Source organism: Ferrovibrio sp. (genome assembly GCF_046297595.1).
Taxonomy (GTDB): Bacteria; Pseudomonadota; Alphaproteobacteria; order Ferrovibrionales; family Ferrovibrionaceae; genus Ferrovibrio.
Genome location: NZ_JBKBHT010000001.1, coordinates 934,232 through 951,446, shown reverse-complemented (window position 1 = coordinate 951,446; position 17,215 = coordinate 934,232). Strand labels below are relative to the sequence as shown.

The 17,215-nt window shown below is 64.8% G+C and carries 16 protein-coding genes; 7 read left to right on the top strand and 9 right to left on the bottom strand.

Annotated features, from left to right (window positions below; all coding sequences use genetic code 11):
* Positions 1–9 precede the first annotated feature (9 nt).
* Entirely contained in the window at positions 10–1,257 is a 1,248-nt protein-coding gene (locus ACK4FJ_RS04800; RefSeq protein WP_409764693.1) for a DUF2336 domain-containing protein, read from the top strand.
* Here ACK4FJ_RS04800 and xdhC read toward each other — a convergent pair.
* The 5 genes from xdhC to ACK4FJ_RS04775 are packed head-to-tail and all read right to left on the bottom strand — an operon-like array spanning position 1,254 to position 7,451.
* Positions 1,254–2,057: a xanthine dehydrogenase accessory protein XdhC gene (gene xdhC / locus ACK4FJ_RS04795; RefSeq protein ID WP_409764692.1), complete on the bottom strand. Its 804-nt coding sequence runs from the start codon at positions 2,055–2,057 to the stop codon at positions 1,254–1,256. The two genes, ACK4FJ_RS04800 and xdhC, sit on opposite strands and share 4 nt — an antisense overlap.
* Positions 2,054–4,372 (bottom strand): xanthine dehydrogenase molybdopterin binding subunit, encoded by a 2,319-nt coding sequence (gene xdhB / locus ACK4FJ_RS04790; protein ID WP_409764691.1) that lies wholly within the window; start codon positions 4,370–4,372, stop codon positions 2,054–2,056. Before xdhB ends, xdhC begins: the two co-directional genes overlap by 4 nt.
* Entirely contained in the window at positions 4,369–5,835 is a 1,467-nt protein-coding gene (xdhA, locus tag ACK4FJ_RS04785) for a xanthine dehydrogenase small subunit (RefSeq protein ID WP_409764690.1), read from the bottom strand. The genes xdhB and xdhA overlap by 4 nt, the downstream gene beginning before the upstream one ends.
* Positions 5,836–5,886: 51 nt before the next feature.
* Positions 5,887–6,657 carry an ABC transporter permease gene (locus ACK4FJ_RS04780; protein WP_409764689.1) on the bottom strand — a complete coding sequence of 257 codons (771 nt, stop codon included), beginning with the start codon at positions 6,655–6,657 and terminating at the stop codon, positions 5,887–5,889.
* Positions 6,657–7,451, bottom strand: a complete 795-nt coding sequence (locus ACK4FJ_RS04775; protein ID WP_409764688.1) for an ABC transporter ATP-binding protein — start codon at positions 7,449–7,451, stop codon at positions 6,657–6,659. The genes ACK4FJ_RS04780 and ACK4FJ_RS04775 overlap by 1 nt, the downstream gene beginning before the upstream one ends.
* A 223-nt stretch (positions 7,452–7,674) precedes the next feature.
* Here ACK4FJ_RS04775 and ACK4FJ_RS04770 point away from each other — a divergent pair, with 223 nt between their 5' ends.
* On the top strand, positions 7,675–8,841 hold the full coding sequence (locus ACK4FJ_RS04770; protein WP_409764687.1) for an MFS transporter: 1,167 nt from the start codon (positions 7,675–7,677) through the stop codon (positions 8,839–8,841).
* Positions 8,842–8,888: 47 nt separating this feature from the next.
* Here ACK4FJ_RS04770 and ACK4FJ_RS04765 read toward each other — a convergent pair whose 3' ends face one another.
* On the bottom strand, positions 8,889–11,084 hold the full coding sequence (locus ACK4FJ_RS04765; RefSeq protein WP_409764686.1) for a molybdopterin cofactor-binding domain-containing protein: 2,196 nt from the start codon (positions 11,082–11,084) through the stop codon (positions 8,889–8,891).
* A 2-nt stretch (positions 11,085–11,086) separates the two neighbouring features.
* The gene (locus ACK4FJ_RS04760; RefSeq protein ID WP_409764685.1) at positions 11,087–11,548 is read right to left on the bottom strand and encodes a (2Fe-2S)-binding protein; all 462 of its coding nucleotides are present in this window, start codon (positions 11,546–11,548) and stop codon (positions 11,087–11,089) included.
* Between the two features lie 267 nt (positions 11,549–11,815).
* Between ACK4FJ_RS04760 and ACK4FJ_RS04755 the strand changes: the two genes are divergently transcribed.
* Positions 11,816–12,295, top strand: coding sequence for a winged helix-turn-helix transcriptional regulator (locus tag ACK4FJ_RS04755; protein ID WP_409764684.1), 480 nt, complete (start codon positions 11,816–11,818; stop codon positions 12,293–12,295).
* Positions 12,296–12,300: 5 nt separating this feature from the next.
* On the opposite strand, the gene ACK4FJ_RS04750 is transcribed toward ACK4FJ_RS04755, so the two are convergent.
* Positions 12,301–12,774, bottom strand: coding sequence for a PAS domain-containing protein (locus tag ACK4FJ_RS04750; protein WP_409764683.1), 474 nt, complete (start codon positions 12,772–12,774; stop codon positions 12,301–12,303).
* Positions 12,775–12,976: 202 nt separating this feature from the next.
* Between ACK4FJ_RS04750 and ACK4FJ_RS04745 the strand changes: the two genes are divergently transcribed.
* Positions 12,977–13,342, top strand: coding sequence for a hypothetical protein (locus tag ACK4FJ_RS04745; RefSeq protein ID WP_409764682.1), 366 nt, complete (start codon positions 12,977–12,979; stop codon positions 13,340–13,342).
* A 62-nt stretch (positions 13,343–13,404) separates the two neighbouring features.
* Here ACK4FJ_RS04745 and efp read toward each other — a convergent pair whose 3' ends face one another.
* The gene (gene efp / locus ACK4FJ_RS04740) at positions 13,405–13,977 is read right to left on the bottom strand and encodes an elongation factor P (protein WP_374303226.1); all 573 of its coding nucleotides are present in this window, start codon (positions 13,975–13,977) and stop codon (positions 13,405–13,407) included.
* Positions 13,978–14,089: 112 nt separating this feature from the next.
* Here efp and epmA point away from each other — a divergent pair, with 112 nt between their 5' ends.
* The 3 genes from epmA (at position 14,090) to ACK4FJ_RS04725 (ending at position 17,213) form a co-directional block, all read left to right on the top strand.
* Entirely contained in the window at positions 14,090–15,154 is a 1,065-nt protein-coding gene (epmA, locus tag ACK4FJ_RS04735; protein WP_409764681.1) for an EF-P lysine aminoacylase EpmA, read from the top strand.
* Positions 15,133–15,807, top strand: a complete 675-nt coding sequence (locus ACK4FJ_RS04730) for an extensin family protein (protein WP_409764680.1) — start codon at positions 15,133–15,135, stop codon at positions 15,805–15,807. Before epmA ends, ACK4FJ_RS04730 begins: the two co-directional genes overlap by 22 nt.
* A gap of 65 nt (positions 15,808–15,872) precedes the next feature.
* Positions 15,873–17,213, top strand: a complete 1,341-nt coding sequence (locus ACK4FJ_RS04725) for a hypothetical protein (RefSeq protein ID WP_409764679.1) — start codon at positions 15,873–15,875, stop codon at positions 17,211–17,213.
* Positions 17,214–17,215 lie beyond the last annotated feature (2 nt).

The following is a 17,215-nucleotide window of genomic DNA, read 5'->3' as shown; positions in this document are numbered from 1 at the left end:
GCAAAGGGCATGGATTACGAAAAGGCCAAGGCGCTGGCGGCATCGGAAGACCCGGCCGTACGCCTGCAACTGGCGAAACGTGCCGATACCCAGCCGGAAATCCTCTACTACCTGGCGGTGGACGAGGCCGAGGAAGTCCGCCGCGCCATTGCCGAGAACGAGGCGACCCCGGCCCATGCTTATCTGCTGTTGGCCAACGACGCATCGGAGGAAGTGCGCCGTCGCCTAGCCGCGAAGGTGGCGCGCCTGCTGCCCGATATGCCGGCGGATGAAGCCAGCAAGGCACGCGAGATGGCGATTCAGACGCTGGAATTGCTGGCGCAGGACGAACTGACCCGCATCCGTGCGGCTTTGTCCGAGGCGCTGAAATCCGCCAGCAACGTACCGCATCATCTGGTCAAGCAACTGGCGTTGGATGTCGAGCTGATTGTCTCGGCGCCGGTGTTGCAATTCTCGCCGCTGCTCACCGATGATGACCTGCGCGAGATTGTTGCCAGCTCGGCCCAGTCCGGCGCGCTCACCGCGATTGCCCGTCGCGTCGGCCTGTCGGCCGGCGTGTCGGATGCCATCGCCGCCACGCGCGATGTTTCGGCTGTGGCCTCCCTGCTGGCCAACGATTCCGCGCAGATCCGCGAGGAAACGCTCGACCTGATCCTGGATGCGGCGCCGGGCAACGAGGCCTGGCATGAGCCGCTGGTGCATCGCCCGAACCTGCCGGGCAAGGCGGCCAAGCGCATCGCCGGCTTCGTCGCCGCGTCGCTGCTGAAACTTCTGGCCGGCCGCAAGGACCTGCCCGCCGATGCGCTGGCCGAGGTGCGTCAGGTGATGGAGCGCCGCCTCGACGTGAAGCTCGATGGCGATGCCGAGGAAGAAGCGGCGGACAAGGACGAGCAGGAATCGCACACGCCGATGGCCGAGGCCGAGGCGAAGGTGAAAAAACTGATCAAGGACCGCAAGCTCGATAACGACGTGGTGCAGGAAGCCATTGAGCGCAACGACCGCAATTTCGTGCTGCAGGCCCTGGTGCTGAATGGCCGCATCCCGCTGTCGGTGATCCAGAAGGCGATGGAGGCGCGCAACGGCCGCCTGATCACCGCGCTGGTCTGGCGGGCGAAATTCTCCATGCGCACTGCTGTTATGGTCCAGCGCGACATTGCCCGCGTGCCGCCGCGCATGATGCTGAACGCTCGCAACGGCACCGACTATCCGATGTCGAATCCCGAACTGGAAGAGCAGCTCAAGATCCTGGGGCTTTAGGCCGCGCTTTCGTCAACCACGCTTAAATGCTGCTTTTGTGCTTCGCGCAGTTTCAGGATCTGCGCCGCCGTGGCGATGGCGATCTCGCCGGGATGTTTGCCGGAAATGCCGTCAATGCCGATGGGGCAATACAACCGGGCCAGCTGTTCGTCGCCCAGGCCCAGTTCGCGGAAGCGTTTCACGAAGCGCGAGCGCTTGGTCTCCGAACCGATCAGGCCTACGAAACTGAAGCGGTTTTCCAACAGCGCCTTTGCCGTGATCCCTAAATCCAGCGCGTGGCTGTGGCTCATGATCAGCAGCCAGGCATTGTCGGGCAGGTTTGCCACGTCGCGTTCGGGTGCGTTGGTGATCTCGATCTCCACGCCGGGCGGCACGTGATCGGGGAAGGCGTCGGGCCGCGGATCGAACCAGCGGATTCTGCAGGGCAGGGCCGAGAGCACCTGCACCATGGCCTTGCCCACATGGCCGGCGCCGAACAGTGCGATGGTGAACAGGTCTGGGCGCTGCGGCTCGAACAGCAGGGTCACCGTGCCGCCGCAGCATTGCCCCATCGATGGGCCAAGCGGGAACTTGCGCAAGGATGATCCCTGCTTGTTGCCGAGCATCTGTCGCGCGATCTCGATGGCGCGGAATTCCAATGTGCCGCCGCCGATCGTGCCGATGGCCTTATCCGGGGTCACCACCATCTTGGTGCCAGCCTCGCGCGGCGCCGAGCCTTCGGTGGCGGCCACGGTGATCAGCACGGCGGGAATGCCGCGTGCTTCAAGGTCGGTGAGGGCATTCAGCCAATGCGAGGTCATTTGGCTGCCACGGGGATCGGTGTTTTCGCCTCTCGCCTGCCGGTTTCAATCGTCAGCAACACCCGTTCCGGCGTGGCCGGCGCATCCAGTTGCACCTGCTGTGCGCCCGATGCTGCCGCCACTGCATCCTTCAGCGCCAGCCAGCCCGAGATCGCCAGCATGAAGGGCGGCTCGCCCACCGCTTTCGAGCGATAAACCGTCTGAGCCGGATTGGCGCGGCCATGCACCAGCTTGACGCGGAAATCGGTCGGCAGGTCGCGCGCTGTCGGAATCTTGTAGGTGCTGGGGGCATGGGTGCGCAGGCGGCCCCTGTCGTCCCACCACAGCTCTTCCATGGTCAGCCAGCCCAGCCCCTGCACATAGCCTCCTTCCACCTGGCCCAGGTCGATGGCGGGGTTGAGCGAGTTGCCGCAATCATGCAGCAGGTCGGCGCGGGTGAAACGATATTCGCCGGTGAAGCAGTCCACGATGGCCTCGGTCACCGCCACGCCATAGGCGAAATAATAAAAGGGATTGCCACGGCCGCTGGCGCGGTCGAAATGGATGTCCGGCGTGGCATAGAAGCCTGACGCCGCCAGCGACACCCGCGCCAGCCATGCCTTATGCGCCACCTCGGCAAAGGCCAGCGATTTGCCGGCGCCGCTCACCATGTCGTCCCGGAATGTCACCTGCTCCGCCGGCACGCCCAGCAAAGGTGCCGCCACCTGCGCCAGCCGGCCGCGCAGCTCCAGCGCGGCATGTTCCGCCGCCTTGCCATTCAGGTCGGCGCCCGACGAAGCAGCCGTGGCCGAGGTATTCGGCACCTTGTCGGTGCGCGTCGCGGTGATGCGGATTCTATCCAGCGACACGCCCAGTGTCTCGGCCACCACCTGCGCCACTTTCACATACAGGCCCTGGCCCATTTCGGTGCCGCCATGGTTCAGCTGCACCGAACCGTCTTCGTAGATCAACACCAGCGCGCCGGCCTGGTTGAGGAACGTGGTGGTAAACGATATGCCGAATTTTACCGGCGTGATCGCCAGACCCTTCTTGAGATGCGGGTTCTGCGCATTGAAGGCATCGATCTCCTGCCGGCGTTTCCTGTATTCGCTGCTGGCCAGTACTTCGTCGAACAGTTCGGGCAGGATATTGTCGCGGATGGTCTGGAAATACGGTGTGACGTTGCGGTCGTCGCGGCCATAGAGGTTTGTCAGCCGCACCTCCAGCGGATCGCGGCCCAGATGCCGTGCAATCTCGTCGACCACATATTCCGTTGCCGCCATGCCCTGCGGCCCGCCGAAGCCGCGGAAGGCGGTGTTCGAGACCGTATTGGACTTGCAGCCATAACCGGTGATGGTCACATCTGGCAGGTAATAACTGGAATCGGCATGGAACACTGCGCGGTCGACAATGGCGCCGGTCAGGTCCGCCGCCCAGCCGCCGCGTGCCGCTAGCACCAGGTCGTAGCCCAGGATGCGGCCCTGGTCGTCGAAACCCACATTGTAGCGGACGAGAAAATCATGTCGCTTGCCGGTGGCGATCATGTCCTCGTCGCGGTCGAGCCGCAGCTTCACCGGCCGGCCGGTTTTGTGCGTCAGCAATGCGGCGATACAGGCGAATTGCGCCGCCTGGGTTTCTTTGCCGCCGAAACCGCCGCCCATGCGCCGGCATTCCACCGTCACGGCATGCAGCGGCCGGTCCAGCACGCGGGCGACCAGCTTCTGCACTTCGGAGGGATGCTGGGTCGAGCAGCGCAGCATGATGTCGCCGTCTTCACGCGGCTCGGCGATGCTGACCTGGCCTTCCAGATAGAAATGGTCCTGCCCGCCCAGGCGCAATTCGCCCTGCAGCCTGTGTGGCGCCTTCGCGATGGCGGCAGTGGCATCGCCGCGTTTCAGCCCCAGCGGCGGCATCAGCAGGCTTTGTTTCTCCAGTGCCTCCTCGATACTCAGGATCGCCGGCAGGTCCTCATAGGCCACGCGTATCAGCTTTGCTGCCCGGCGCGCGGTGGCGAGGTCGGTCGCCGCAATCGCCGCCACCGGCTGGCCATGGAATTCGACCACATCTTTCGCCAGCACCGGCTCGCCGGGAAAGACCGGCGCGATATCGGAATCGCCGGGCACATCCTGCACCGTGATGGCCGCCACCACGCCCGGCAGGGCCAGCGCGGCGGAAAGATCGATGCCCAGAATCTTCGCGTGCGCCCGGTCGCTTAAGCACAGGGCGGCATGCAGCAGGCCTTCGGGTTCGGGCAGGTCGTCGATATAGCGTGCCGTGCCGGCCACATGCCTGGCCGCGCTATCGTGTTTGATCGGCTTGTGGACAGCCGACGTCATTCCGCCGCCTCCACGCCGATGGCTTTTCCGGTGCTGACTTCCACGCAGAATTTGCGCAGCAGGTTCTGCGCCGCCAGCAGGCGGTAGGCCGCTGAGGCGCGCATGTCGCTCATCGGCGTGAAGTCGGCGGCCAGGGCCGCCACGGCCGGCTCGATGGATTCGGGCGTGAAGGGCCGGCCGGCCAGCGCGGCTTCGGCCTGCTTGGCGCGGGCGGGAATGCCCGCCATGCCGCCATAGGCCAGTCGCGCTTCCTTCACCACATTGCCATCCAGCGCCACATGGAAGGCAGCCAGCACGGCGGAGATATCCTGATCGAACCGTTTCGAAAGCTTGTAGATGCCGACACGGCTCTGCGGGCCGGGCTTTTTTGCCGTCACGCTGGCGACGAATTCGCCGGGCTTCAACGCTGTCTTGCGGTAGCCGAGGAAAAACTCCTCCAGCGGCATGGTTCGCATGCCGGCCTTGCTTTGCAGTTTCAGCATGGCGCCCAGCGCGATCAGGGCCGGCATGCTATCGCCAATCGGGCTGCCATTGGCGATATTGCCACCCAGTGTGCCGGAATTGCGGATCTGCGTGGAACCCAGTCGCCGCACCATGCGCGCGAAACTCGGGTGCAGGCGGCCGATGGCATCAAAGGCATCGGTATATGTCACGGCGGCGCCGATCTCGGTCTCGTCCGCGCGTTCCTCGATCCGCTTCAGCTCGGCGATGCCACCCAGATAGACGATGCTGCGCGGCACGCGCCCCTGCTTGGTCACCCACAGGCCCAGATCGGTGCCGCCGGCCAGCAGCCAGTTCTCGCCTGCCGGCAAGATATCCAGTGCCTCGGCCAGTTCCGCCGTGCTGCGCGGGGCGATGAAGTCGCCCTCGGGTGTGGAATGGCGCAGCATGCGGTGGCGGTCAGCGGCCAGCGCCGTCAGTTGCGCCGCCAGTGCGGCCTCTTCCTGCGCGAAACGGTCGTCCCGCCCGCCATCGAACATGCGGTGGCCGGCCTCCAGGATGGGGCGGTAGCCAGTGCAGCGGCAAAGATTCCCGGCCAGGGCGTCCTTCAGGCTCTCGCTATCGGCTTTGTCATGTCCACGAAAATAAGCGAACAGCGACATCACGAAGCCAGGTGTACAGAAGCCGCATTGCGAGGCATGAGCCTCCACCATGGCCTGCTGCACGGTATGCAGGCCGCCATCGGGTTCCGCCAGATCGTCCACCGTGAACAGCGCCTTGCCGTCCAGCTGGTGCACGAACAGGATGCAGGCATTCACCGCGCGGTAGCGCAGGCGGTCCTTGTCGTCGAGCTCGCCGGTCACCACGGTGCAGGCGCCGCAATCACCCTCGGCGCAACCTTCCTTGGAACCGGTGCGGCGCAGCCTGAGCCGCAGATACTCCAGCACCGTCATGGTGTGGGACACATCCGGCCCCACCACCATCACCTGGCCGCGCGATACGAACCGGGTCGGTTCGGACATTTCTGTCTCCTCGGCTGCCTCCGGTTTACATAACCGTCAGGACGGGCGCGATCAGCTCATCAAATCGCTGCCGCGGAACGCCCAGCCGGTCATACGCCGCTCGAACCACACCGCCACAGCATACATCAGCACACCCATCACGGCGACGACGATCAGCCCGGCGAAGACCAGCGGCACATTATAGCTCGAAGAGGCCGACAGCATCAGGTATCCGATGCCCTCGTTGGACGCCACCGTCTCAGCGATCACCGAGCCGACGAAGGCCAGCGTGATGGCGATCTTCAGCGAGGCGAACAGATAGGGCATGGCGCGCGGAAGTCCAATCTTGGTCAGGATTTCCCGCTGGCTGGCGCCCAGCGAGCGCAGCACGTCGCGCAGTTCCGGCTCGATGGTGGCCAAGCCGGTCGCCACGTTCACCACGATGGGGAAGAACGAGATGACGAAGGCGGTGATGATCGCCGGGATGGTGCCGATGCCGAACCAGATCACCAGCACCGGCACCAGGGCCACCTTCGGGATCGAATTGAAGCCGACCAGCACCGGATAGAGGCCGACATAGACCAGCCGCGAGGCGCCGATGAAAATGCCAAGCAGCGCCCCGCCCACCACGCCGAGCGCGAAGCCGGCGGTGGTGGTCATCAGCGTCTGCAGCGAATGATGCAGGATCTGCGGCCCGAACTGCACCATCGAGGCGAACACCACGGTGGGGCGGGGCAGGATGAAGGGTTCCACGCCGGTGACGATGCACAGGACTTCCCAGACCACGAACAGGCCGATGGTCACCAGCCAGGGCATGGCGCGGATGAGCGCTTTCTCGTTCATCACGATTCCCTCACCGAATGGATGTGTTCGCGCAGCTCATGCACGATTTCACCGAAATGCGGCTCGAAAGTGGTTTCCAGCGTGCGCGGGCGGGGAATGTCCACGGCCTTGCTCATGATGATCCGGCCCGGCCGCTTGCTCATCACGAAGACGCGGTCGGCAAGATAGACGGCCTCGCGCAGGTCGTGGGTGATCAGGATCGCCGTGAAGCGCCTTTCCATCCACAGGGCCTGCATCACGCCCCACAATTCCTCGCGGGTGAAGGCATCCAGCGCGCCGAAGGGCTCGTCCAGCATCAGCAGGCGCGGCTGATGGATGATCGAACGGCAGACATTGGCGCGCTGCTGCATGCCGCCGGAAAGCTGCCAGGGGAATTTGTCGGCGAAATCGGCCAGGCCCACGGTCTTCAGCAGAGCCATGGCCTGCTCGACATAGGCCTTCTTTTCCTTGCGCAGGCGAAGCTTGTGCGGTTCGACGATCTCCAGCGGCAGCATCACGTTGTCCAGCGTGTTGCGCCAGGGCAGCAGGGTGGAATTCTGGAATGCCATGCCCACACCCTGCACCGGGCCCTTCACCGGCTTGCCGCCGATGGTGATGCTGCCCGCCGAGGTGTCGAGCAGGCCGGTCACCAGCTTCATGAGGGTGGATTTGCCGCAGCCCGAAGGCCCGACCACGGCGACGAACTCGCCTTCCTGGATGTCGATATTGAGGTCCTGGACCGCCAGGGTTTCCTCTTCGGCCTGCCGGTAGGTCAGGCTGACGCCGTCGATTTTGACGAATGCGGGGCCCTGCATCAGACGTTCGTCCCCCCTCTGCGCCGCTTAAATACGCGGCCGCATCCCGTTACCATCGCCACCATGCGATCCTGTCCCCCTGCCGAGCCCGGCCCGGCCGGACAATGTAGGATTATTCCCCCGGCGCCGCTTGTGCGCCGCATATAGATGAATTGTAAACACTGTTGCCTGAAAATTGTAAACAATTTTCCCCTGCCTGTTTCCTGGGCATCCGGAGTTTTCCATGAGCGACGAGCGTCGCACCATCGGCTGGCGAATCAGCCTCCATTTTGCCGCGCTTTTTCTCGTTCCCGGCGTGCATCTGCCGTTCTGGTCGGTCTGGCTGCAATCGCGCGGGCTGAACGCGCCCGAGATTTCCGCCGTGCTGTCCAGTGCGATCCTGATCCGACTCGTGGCCGGGCCGACGGCGGCCCATCTGGTGGACCGCAGCGGCGCGCGGCGCCAGGCGATCATTTTCCTCAGTTGGGCCAGCTTCGCCCTGTTCACCGCCTTCTGGTGGACGCATGGTTTCTGGCCGATCTTTCTGCTCGGCATCCTGCATGCCGCGGTCTGGTCACCGATCACGCCGTTCAGCGAAAACATCGCCCTGCTGGCAGTCTCCCGCTACGGCCTGCAATACGGCCGCCTGCGCCTGTGGGGCAGCGTGAGTTTCCTGGTCGCGGCTTATCTGGCCGGCTGGTGGCTGAAGGGGCGCGACGACGACTGGATATTCGGCCTGCTGCTGGCCGGGTTGCTGGGACTGGCGCTGGCCAGCCATCTGCTGCCTGATCTGCGCCTGCCGCTCGACCGGCCGAAACTGGCCGGTGCGCCCGTTCTGCGGTTGCTGTGCAACAGGCTGTTCCTGGCTTTCCTCGGCGCCAATGCTTGCCTGCAGGCCAGCCATGCCATGCTCTACACCTTCGGCACGCTGCAATGGCGCGATGCCGGCCTGTCTGACGCGCAGATCGGGTTCCTCTGGGCCGAGGGGGTGCTGGCGGAAGTGATCCTGTTCGCCGTCGGCCAGCGCGTGGCTTTGCGCACCGGGGGTGTCGGCCTGCTGCTGCTGGCCGCCGCCGGTGGCATCCTGCGCTGGAGCCTTACCGGTCCGGTCGGCAGCTTTGAATGGCTCGTGCTGCTCAACCTGCTGCATGCCGCCACCTTCGGCTGCGCGCATCTGGGGGCCATGCGGCTGCTGGCCGATGGCGTCGATCCCGATGCCTCGGCCACGGCGCAGACGCTCTATACCGGCGCCAATGCCACCGTGCTGGCCAGCGCCACGCTGCTGATCGGCCCGTTATTTCCGCTGGCCGGCGGGCTGACCTATCTGGCCATGCTGCCGCTGTCGCTGCTGGGCGGCGGCTGCGCCCTGCTGTTGTGGCGTCATCGCCAGGGCCTGCGCTTCACGGCATAAAAAAGCCGGCGACATTGCTGCCGCCGGCTTTGTTCAGCACGGATGCTTTAAGCGGATTTCACCGCATCAGGCAGGGGCAGGGCGCGGAACACCTGCTTCGTGCCGGCCATCAGCGCGTTGGCCACGGCGGGCGCCACCGGCGGGGTGCCGGGTTCGCCGATGCCGGTCGGCTTTTCCTTCGACGGCACGATATGCACCTCCACCTTCGGCATCTCGTGGATGCGCAGCACCTCGTAATCGTGGAAGTTCGACTGCTCGACCGCACCGCCCTTAGTCAGCGTGATGCCGGGCTTGATCGTGGCCGACAGGCCATAGCCGATGCCGCTTTCCACCTGCGCGCGGATGATGTTGGGGTTGATCGGCGTGCCGCAATCGACGGCGGCGACGATCTTCTCCACTTTCCAGCTGCCATCGGCCTGCAGCGCTACCTCGGCCACTTCGGCGACGAAGGAAGCGAAGCTTTCATGCACGGCGATGCCGCGCACGCGCCCCGCCGGCAGTGGCTTGCCCCAGCCGGCCTTCTCGGCGGCCAGATTCAGCACGCCGAGATGGCGCGGATGCTTGGCCAGCAGCTTGCGGCGCAGGGCCACGGGGTCCTGGCCGGTCGCATTGGCGATCTCATCCAGGAACACCTCGGTGGCGAAGGCGGTATGCGTGCTGCCGACCGACCGCCACCACAGCACAGGCACGCCGGTCTTGGTGGTGTGCAGTTCCACGCTCATGTTCGGGATGGCATAGGGCAGGTTGGCCGCACCCTCGACTGAGGTGGCATCGATGCCGTCCTTGACCATGAACTGCTCAAACGCCGTACCGCCCATGATCGACTGGCCGACAATGCGATGCTGCCAGGCGATGATCTCGCCCTTGTCGTCCACGCCAGCCTTCAGCACGTGATGATACATCGGGCGGTAACGACCGCCCTGGATATCGTCCTCGCGCGTCCAGACCAGACGCACCGGCGCGCGGTTGCCTTTTGCGCCCATCGCCTTGGCGATTTCCACGCCTTCCACGATGTAGTCCGACTGCATCGTGGCGCGGCGGCCAAAACTGCCGCCGGCATACAGCGTGTTGATCTTCACCTGCTCGGGCTTGAAGCCCAGCACATGGGCGGCATTGCCCTGGTCGACGGTCTGGAACTGGTCGCCGGCCCAGATTTCCACCTTGTCGGCGTCCAGCTTCACCACGCAGTCGAGCGGCTCCATCGGTGCATGGGCAAGATAGGGGAAGTCGTAGCTGGCCTCGATCACCTTAGTGGCTTTGGCAAAAGCCGCATCGACATCACCTTCCTTGCGCGCCGGCAGGCCGGGTTTTTTCGCCAGCTCTTTGTATTCGGCCATGATCTCGTCGGTGCCGCGCTTCTCGGCGCCTGAGTCATCCCACTGGATCTCCAGCGCCTCACGGCCGAGCTTGGCGGTCCAGAAATTCCTGGCCACCACAGCAACACCGTTGGAGATCTGCACCACATCGACCACGCCAGGCACGGCTTTCGCCTTGCTGGCATCGAAGCTTTTTACCTTGGCGCCGAACAGCGGCGCGCGTTGCAAAAGCGCAGTCAGCTGGCCCGGCAGTTTCACGTCGATGGTATACTGCGCGGTGCCGTTGCTCTTGGCGCGGGCATCCAGACGCGGCACATCCTTGCCGATCAGCGTGAACTTCGCGGGGTCCTTCAGTGGCGCATCTGCCGGAGGCGTGATCGTGGCGGCCTTCGCCGCCAGCTGGCCGAAGCTCGCCTTCTTGCCCGACTTGTGACTCACCACACCCTTGTTCACCACGATTTCGGCGGCCGGCACTTTCCACTGCTCGGCAGCGGCCTGCACCAGCATGGCGCGCGCCGTGGCGCCGGCCTTGCGCAGTTGATCCCAGGAATTGGCCATGGCGGTGCTGCCGCCGGTGCCCTGCATGCCGAAGGCAAGATTGGCATAGAGTTTCACATCGGCCGGCGCGCCTTCGGTACGCATCTGCTTCCAGTCGGCATCCAGTTCCTCGGCCACGATGGTGGCGAGGCCCGTATAGGTGCCCTGGCCCATCTCCAGATGCTTGGACAGCACGGTGACGGTGTTGTCCGGCGCAATGCGGATGAAGGCGTTGATCAGTTTGGGCTCACCGGCTGCGGCCTTCTGGGCCATGGCATGGCGCGGTGCCCAGTGGAAGCCGACCACGAGGCCGAGCGAGGCAGCGCCAGCGCCCTGCAGGAAACGGCGACGAGACGCGGTGGGGAGTTGGATCTTCGTCTGGTCGGTCATGATCAGGCCCTCACGGTCTTGGCGGCATCGTGGATGGCGGCGCGGATGCGCACGTAAGTAGCGCAGCGGCATATGTTGCCCTGCATGGCGGCATCGATATCGGCATCGCTCGGCTTCTGATTCTCGCTCAGCAGCGCCACGGCCGACATCACCTGGCCGGACTGGCAATAGCCGCATTGTGCGACTTCATGCTTCACCCAGGCATCCTGCACGGCCTTGGCGATCTTGCCCGCCAGGCCCTCAATGGTGATGACCTTCTGGCCCTCGATGGCCGACACCGGAGTGGAGCAGGCGCGCACCGGCTGGCCCTCCACATGCATGGTGCAGGCGCCGCATTGGGCCATGCCGCAGCCGAACTTGCTGCCGGTCAGGCCGATCTCGTCGCGCACGGCCCAGAGCAGCGGCATGTCGGGGTCGACATCCAGCGTGACCGGGCGTCCGTTCAGGGTGAATGAAATAGCCATGGGAATCCTCCACTGGGGCGGTGTGGAAAGCGATGGATAAGCCGGCGCTTCAACGGATTGTGCCGGCGGCGAATTTTCAATGCTGCGAATATGGGGCGAACATGCGGCCCCCCTGTTGGTGAAACGAACTATAGCCCATCGGGCGGAAGGCAAGACCTCGTGATTTGGCCGATCCTGTGACGGCGGACAAAACATCGCCGGTCGCATCGATGTTTCGGAACGCGTATTCTATCCGCATCAGCAAACCTATATCGGGCCTCGCAGATCATGAGCAATAAGGCACTTTCAACGACCGATAGGCACCTGCCGGAAACCATGCCGCCCGCCATGCGGCCCGATGCGCCAGCGGCGTGCGGCGAAGGCGCCTGCTATATCCCGCCCGAGGCAGAGGAACTGGTGCGCGACCTGATGGTGCGTTTCGGCGACAAATGGAGCCTGCGCGCCATGGACGAACTCTATGAACGTGGCGCCATGCGCTTTTCACGTCTGCGCGAGCGGCTGGATGGCATCAGCCAGAAGATGCTGACCCAGACCCTGCGCCAGTTGGAGCGCGATGGCGTGGTGATGCGACAGGTGTATGCGGAAGTACCGCCGCGTGTGGATTACGCGCTGACCCCCCTTGGCGTGGAACTGACCGAAGCCTTGTGCGGCGTATGGGAATGGGCGATCCGCCACAGCGCCGCGGTGACCGCGGCGCGCGATGCCTATGATGCGCAGGCTGCCTCGGGCGTGAAACCGTCCCTTTGACTGCGCTAGCCCGCCAGGGCGCTGGGGGTTTGCGGCAGGTCGTCGCCGTCATTGGCGGGCAGGGGATAGATCGCCATCAGGATGCGGTCGACGGTGACGCCGTCTTCGCTCAGTGGCAGCAGGATTTTGGCCATGCGGGCGTAGATCCTGCTGTTGGATGAATTGTCGTGCACCAGATGCACCGGCTCGCCGCGCGTCACGCAGTCCAGGTAGCGGCGGAGCGAGCGAAAACCGTTGCCGCAGATTTCATCCAGATACCGGCCGGTGACCCCGAAGCCGCGATAATCGTCCAGCCGCGTGCCCGACAGCAGCACCCGGAAGCGCAGGCGCTGTGCGCGTTCCACCGCCACGATGCCCAGATTTCCCAGCCAGGGCCGCAGGTTCTCCGGCGTGAAGTCGCTGCGGCTGGGCAGCCGGCGGGTGCCGCGTTTGCTGCGCCAGAGGGCTTCCAGCGCGGATAATTCCTTCGGGCATGACATGACACATCACTCCCATGATGGCCGCAGGCCGACAGAATCTGCCGGCCGGTGCGGATGAAGTTCAACGCGTGAAAGCTTGATACGGGAAAGACGGATGATCGCTGGCGCAACGTCGCCGCGCCGCCATCTACCGCGGGCATGGCATCGCGGCTGTGCCGCCGGTCACAGTTTGCTAAACTCCCGCAAAACCCGGGAGGTAATCATGATGGCGCTCGATGACGTGATCGACACCTATTGTGCGGCCTGGAATACATCCGATGCCGGCGAACGCAGCCGGCTGCTGCGCGTGGCCTGGACGGACGAGTGCCGCTACAGCGATCCGATGGTGCACGATCTCGACCGTGCCGCCTTGGTGGCGCATATCGGCGCGCTGCTGGAGAAATTCCCCGGCAGCCTCATCCGCCGCACCAGCGCGGTCGACAGCCATCATGGCGGCCTGCGGTTCGGCTTCGTGCGTCTTGCCGCCGATGGCAGCGTGATGCGGGAAGGGGTCGATTTCTGCCTGCTCGGCGCGGGCGGGCGGCTGCAGCGCGTCACCGGTTTTTTCGGACCGCTGGCGCCGCTCTAGCCAACAAAAAACCCGCCATGCCGCCACGGCGGGTTGATTGCGGATGCAAATGTCAGGCGCGATCAGTCCTTGGCGCGTTCCAGGTAGACGCCGCCTTCGGCGATGTTGATCACGATGCGCACGCCGGCGGAAACATGCGGCGGCACCATCACGCGCTGGCCGTTTTCCACGATGGCCGGCTTGTAGGACGACGAGGCCGTCTGGCCCTTCACGGTCGGCTCGGTCTCGGTGATCTCCATGATCACGGTCTGTGGCAGGCTCACCGACACCGGCTTGCCCTCATACAGCGCGATCTCGACCTTCATGCCTTCCTGCAGCCACACGGCCTGCTCGCCCACCACGTCGGCCGGCACGGAGATCTGCTCGTAATTCTCCGAGTCCATGAAGGTGTACATGTCACCTTCGGCATACAGGTAGCTGAACTCGCGGGTATCGATGAACACGCGCTCGACCGACTCGGTGGTGCGGTAGCGTTCGGTGGTCTTGATGCCGGTCGACAGGTCGCGCAGGTCGAGCTGGGTCACCGGGGTGCCCTTGCCGGGCTGGATGTTCTGGGCGGTGATCACGGCAAGCAGTTTGCCGTTGATCTCGACCACGTTGCCCTTGCGGAGCTGGTTGGCGTTCACCTTGGCCATAAATGGATATCTCCGGAAACGAATGAGCGGGCCCGGTGCGGACCCGCTTGCTAAAAAACCGCGCGGAAACTATCAGGTCAGAACCCCCCGCTCAACCCGAGTCGCGGCGAAAATGCAGTTTTCCGGCCCTTCCGGCGCCACGCCCTGGTGGCACCCCGAACTCTACGCCCGCCGGCGGCCTAACCTGCTGCTGCGCCAGGGGGTGTTGCAGGCGATTCGCGGCTGTTTCGGCCGCCAGGGCTTCGTCGAGGTGGAAACCCCGACTCTGCAGGTTTCGCCCGGGCTGGAACCGCATCTGAAAGCCTTCGAGACCCGGCTGGAACGTCCCGATGGAGCCACCCGGCCGCTTTACCTGCACACCTCGCCCGAATTCGCCATGAAGAAGCTGCTGGTGGCCGGCGAGGAAAAGCTGTTCCAGCTTGCACCGGTCTTCCGCAATGGGGAGCGCGCCGCCACCCATCATCCGGCTTTCCTGATGCTGGAATGGTATCGGGCGGGCGCGGACTATCGCACCATCATGGCCGATTGCGAGACGCTGCTGCGCGACATCGCCAGCGCCTGCGGCAAAACCATCCTGCGCTGGCAGGGCCAGCAGGCCGACATCGCCGCGCCCTGGCAGTATCTGACGGTGCAGCAGGCGTTCGAGAGGCATGCCGGTCTTAACATCGATGCCTGCATCGGCGCCGATCCGCTTTATCCCGATCTGGCGGCGATGCGCGTCGCCTGCGCGGGCATCGGCATCCGCGTGGATCAGGGCGACAGCTGGGACGATCTCTATTTCCGTGTCGCGCTGGATCGCGTTGAGCCGAAACTCGGCCTCGGCGCGCCGACCATCCTCTACGACTATCCGATCCACATGGCGGCCTTGAGCAGGCCCAAACCCGGCAATGGCCGGCTGGCCGAGCGTTTCGAGCTGTATGCCTGTGGCATGGAACTGGCCAATGCCTTTTCCGAACTCACCGATGCGGCCGAGCAGCAGCGCCGTTTCGAGGCCGACATGGCGCTGAAGAAACGCCTCTATGGCTATGATTATCCCATCGACGCCGATTTCATCGCCGCCTTGCGCCATGGCCTGCCCGATTGTGCCGGCATCGCGCTGGGCGTGGACCGGCTGGTGATGCTGCTGGCCGGCGCCAGCCGGATCGAGGAGGTATTGTGGCTGCCCGTCTCGGAATAATCGCCGCGCTCGGTGTTATGCTGCTGGTCGCCGCCTGTGCGCCGCGGCAACAGCAGCCGGTGCCGCAGGCGCCGCCGCTGCCCCATGGCGGCGCGCTGATGATCTGGCCCAACCGCGACCCGATCCAGTCGGCCTGCCTCAACGACTTGCAGGCCACCGGCGCGCAGTTCGAGCTGATCGCCCAGGCCGAAGCGGGCAAGAATGGCTGCACGCTGCAGAATGGCGTGAAGCTGATCCGCAGCAGTCTCAACCTCAACCGCCCGGTCGAACTGACCTGCCCGATGGCCCTGCGGCTGGTGCAGTTCGAGCAGGAAGTGCTGCTGCCCGAGGCGCAGAAAACCTTCGGCCAGCCGCTGGCCCAGCTCAACCATGCCGGCGGCTTCACCTGCAAGACCATGACCGGCAACGGCAAGCGCATCAGCGAGCATGGCCATGGCCGCGCCATCGATATCTGGGGCTTCACGCTCGACGATGGCGGCCGCATCTCGGTGGCCGACCATTTCCGCAGCCGGGGGCGGGAAGGCACCTACCTGCGTGAAATGAACCGCGCCGCCTGCCGCTATTTCTCGGTGGTGCTGGGGCCGAATGCCGATTCCGCCCATGCCAAGCATTTCCACTGGGATATCGGCCAATGGAAGCGCTGCGGAGCATAGCGCCGCCGGCTTTCCCGGAGAATGTTCCTATTTCGTTTCTATTCCTGATTGGATAGATTGGGGCCATGAACGCCCCAGCCGCCAGCCCGGAGTCGAAAACTTCCGAGAATAACGTCACCCTGCGCGCGGCGTGGGAGGCGTCCTCGCTCAACTGGCTCTATCTCGATCTCAACAGCTATTTCGCCTCGGTCGAGCAGCAGGAGAATCCGCGCCTGCGCGGCCGGCCCGTCATCGTCGTGCCGGTGATGAGCGAGACCACCTCGGCGATTGCGGCGTCTTATGAAGCGAAAGCCTTCGGCATCAAGACCGGCACGCCGGTCTGGGAGGCGAAACGCCTCTGCCCCGGCATCGCCATGGTCGATGCCCGCCATGATGTCTATGTGGACTACCATCACCGCATCCTCGAAGAGGTCGACCGCCATATCCCGGTCTACAAGTCGTGGTCGATCGACGAGGTCTCCTGCGAGTTGATGGGTCCGCAGAAGCTGGAGTCCGAGGCGCGCGCGCTGGCCAATCGCATCAAGGCCGGCCTGCGGCAGACCCTGGGCGAATGCATCCGCTGCTCCATCGGCATCGCGCCCAACCAGTTCCTCGCCAAGCTGGCCAGCGACATGCAGAAACCCGATGGCCTGACGGTGATCCACCGCCATGAACTGCCCGGGCGCATCCTGCCGCTGCATCTGCGCGACCTGCCCGGCATCGGGCCGAACATGGAGCGGCGGCTGAACGAGGCCGGCATCGGCAGCATCGCGGAACTCTGGGCGCTGGATCCGCGCCGGGCGCGCGAGATCTGGGGCAGCAAGGAAGGTCCGGCCTTCTGCGCGCGCCTGCGCGGTTATGGCGATTATCACCAGTCGTCGGAGCATCGCAGCGTCAGCCACGAACATGTGCTGCCGCCGCAATTCCGCGATGCCGAATCCGCCTTCCTCGTCGTGCGCCGCCTCTGCACCAAGGCAGGCAGCCGCCTGCGGCGCATGGGCTATCTCGCCTCGGGCTTTTACCTGAAGGCGCGGTTCGAGAATGGCGAGCGCTGGGCCGCGGATTTCCGTCTCACCCAGACGCAGGACAATTTCATCCTGCTCGATGCCGCCGAACGGCTGTGGCAGGCGATGCTGAAAGAGACCGGCCCGCGCCGCGGCCGGTTCAGGAAAGTCGGCATCGCGCTGCACGGCCTGGTGCCGGAACAGCAGGTCACGCTCGATCTTTTCTCGGGCGGTTCGGGCCACGAGCGCAGCCCCGAACAGGCAGCGGCGCGCGCGAAACTCTCGGCGGTGATGGACAAGCTGAACGGCAAATTCGGCAAGGATACCGTGCATATCGGCGCCCTGCCGGGCCATCGCGCCGATTTCATGGGCGCCAAGATCGCCTTCAACCGCATCCCCGATGCGAAGGAATTCATTGAGTAGTT

What these genes read in the sequence shown, in the direction of transcription:
- xdhB (WP_409764691.1), bottom strand. Translation starts at nt 4,372, where the DNA reads ATGACGTCGGCTGTCCACAAGCCGATCAAACACGATAGCGCGGCCAGG.
- ACK4FJ_RS04775 (WP_409764688.1), bottom strand. Translation starts at nt 7,451, where the DNA reads ATGCAGGGCCCCGCATTCGTCAAAATCGACGGCGTCAGCCTGACCTAC.
- ACK4FJ_RS04745 (WP_409764682.1), top strand. Translation starts at nt 12,977, where the DNA reads ATGATGGCGCTCGATGACGTGATCGACACCTATTGTGCGGCCTGGAAT.
- efp (WP_374303226.1), bottom strand. Translation starts at nt 13,977, where the DNA reads ATGGCCAAGGTGAACGCCAACCAGCTCCGCAAGGGCAACGTGGTCGAG.
- ACK4FJ_RS04725 (WP_409764679.1), top strand. Translation starts at nt 15,873, where the DNA reads ATGAACGCCCCAGCCGCCAGCCCGGAGTCGAAAACTTCCGAGAATAAC.
- ACK4FJ_RS04780 (WP_409764689.1), bottom strand. Translation starts at nt 6,657, where the DNA reads ATGAACGAGAAAGCGCTCATCCGCGCCATGCCCTGGCTGGTGACCATC.
- epmA (WP_409764681.1), top strand. Translation starts at nt 14,090, where the DNA reads ATGCAGTTTTCCGGCCCTTCCGGCGCCACGCCCTGGTGGCACCCCGAA.
- ACK4FJ_RS04800 (WP_409764693.1), top strand. Translation starts at nt 10, where the DNA reads ATGGATTACGAAAAGGCCAAGGCGCTGGCGGCATCGGAAGACCCGGCC.
- ACK4FJ_RS04770 (WP_409764687.1), top strand. Translation starts at nt 7,675, where the DNA reads ATGAGCGACGAGCGTCGCACCATCGGCTGGCGAATCAGCCTCCATTTT.
- xdhC (WP_409764692.1), bottom strand. Translation starts at nt 2,057, where the DNA reads ATGACCTCGCATTGGCTGAATGCCCTCACCGACCTTGAAGCACGCGGC.
- ACK4FJ_RS04765 (WP_409764686.1), bottom strand. Translation starts at nt 11,084, where the DNA reads ATGACCGACCAGACGAAGATCCAACTCCCCACCGCGTCTCGTCGCCGT.
- ACK4FJ_RS04755 (WP_409764684.1), top strand. Translation starts at nt 11,816, where the DNA reads ATGAGCAATAAGGCACTTTCAACGACCGATAGGCACCTGCCGGAAACC.
- xdhA (WP_409764690.1), bottom strand. Translation starts at nt 5,835, where the DNA reads ATGTCCGAACCGACCCGGTTCGTATCGCGCGGCCAGGTGATGGTGGTG.
- ACK4FJ_RS04750 (WP_409764683.1), bottom strand. Translation starts at nt 12,774, where the DNA reads ATGTCATGCCCGAAGGAATTATCCGCGCTGGAAGCCCTCTGGCGCAGC.
- ACK4FJ_RS04760 (WP_409764685.1), bottom strand. Translation starts at nt 11,548, where the DNA reads ATGGCTATTTCATTCACCCTGAACGGACGCCCGGTCACGCTGGATGTC.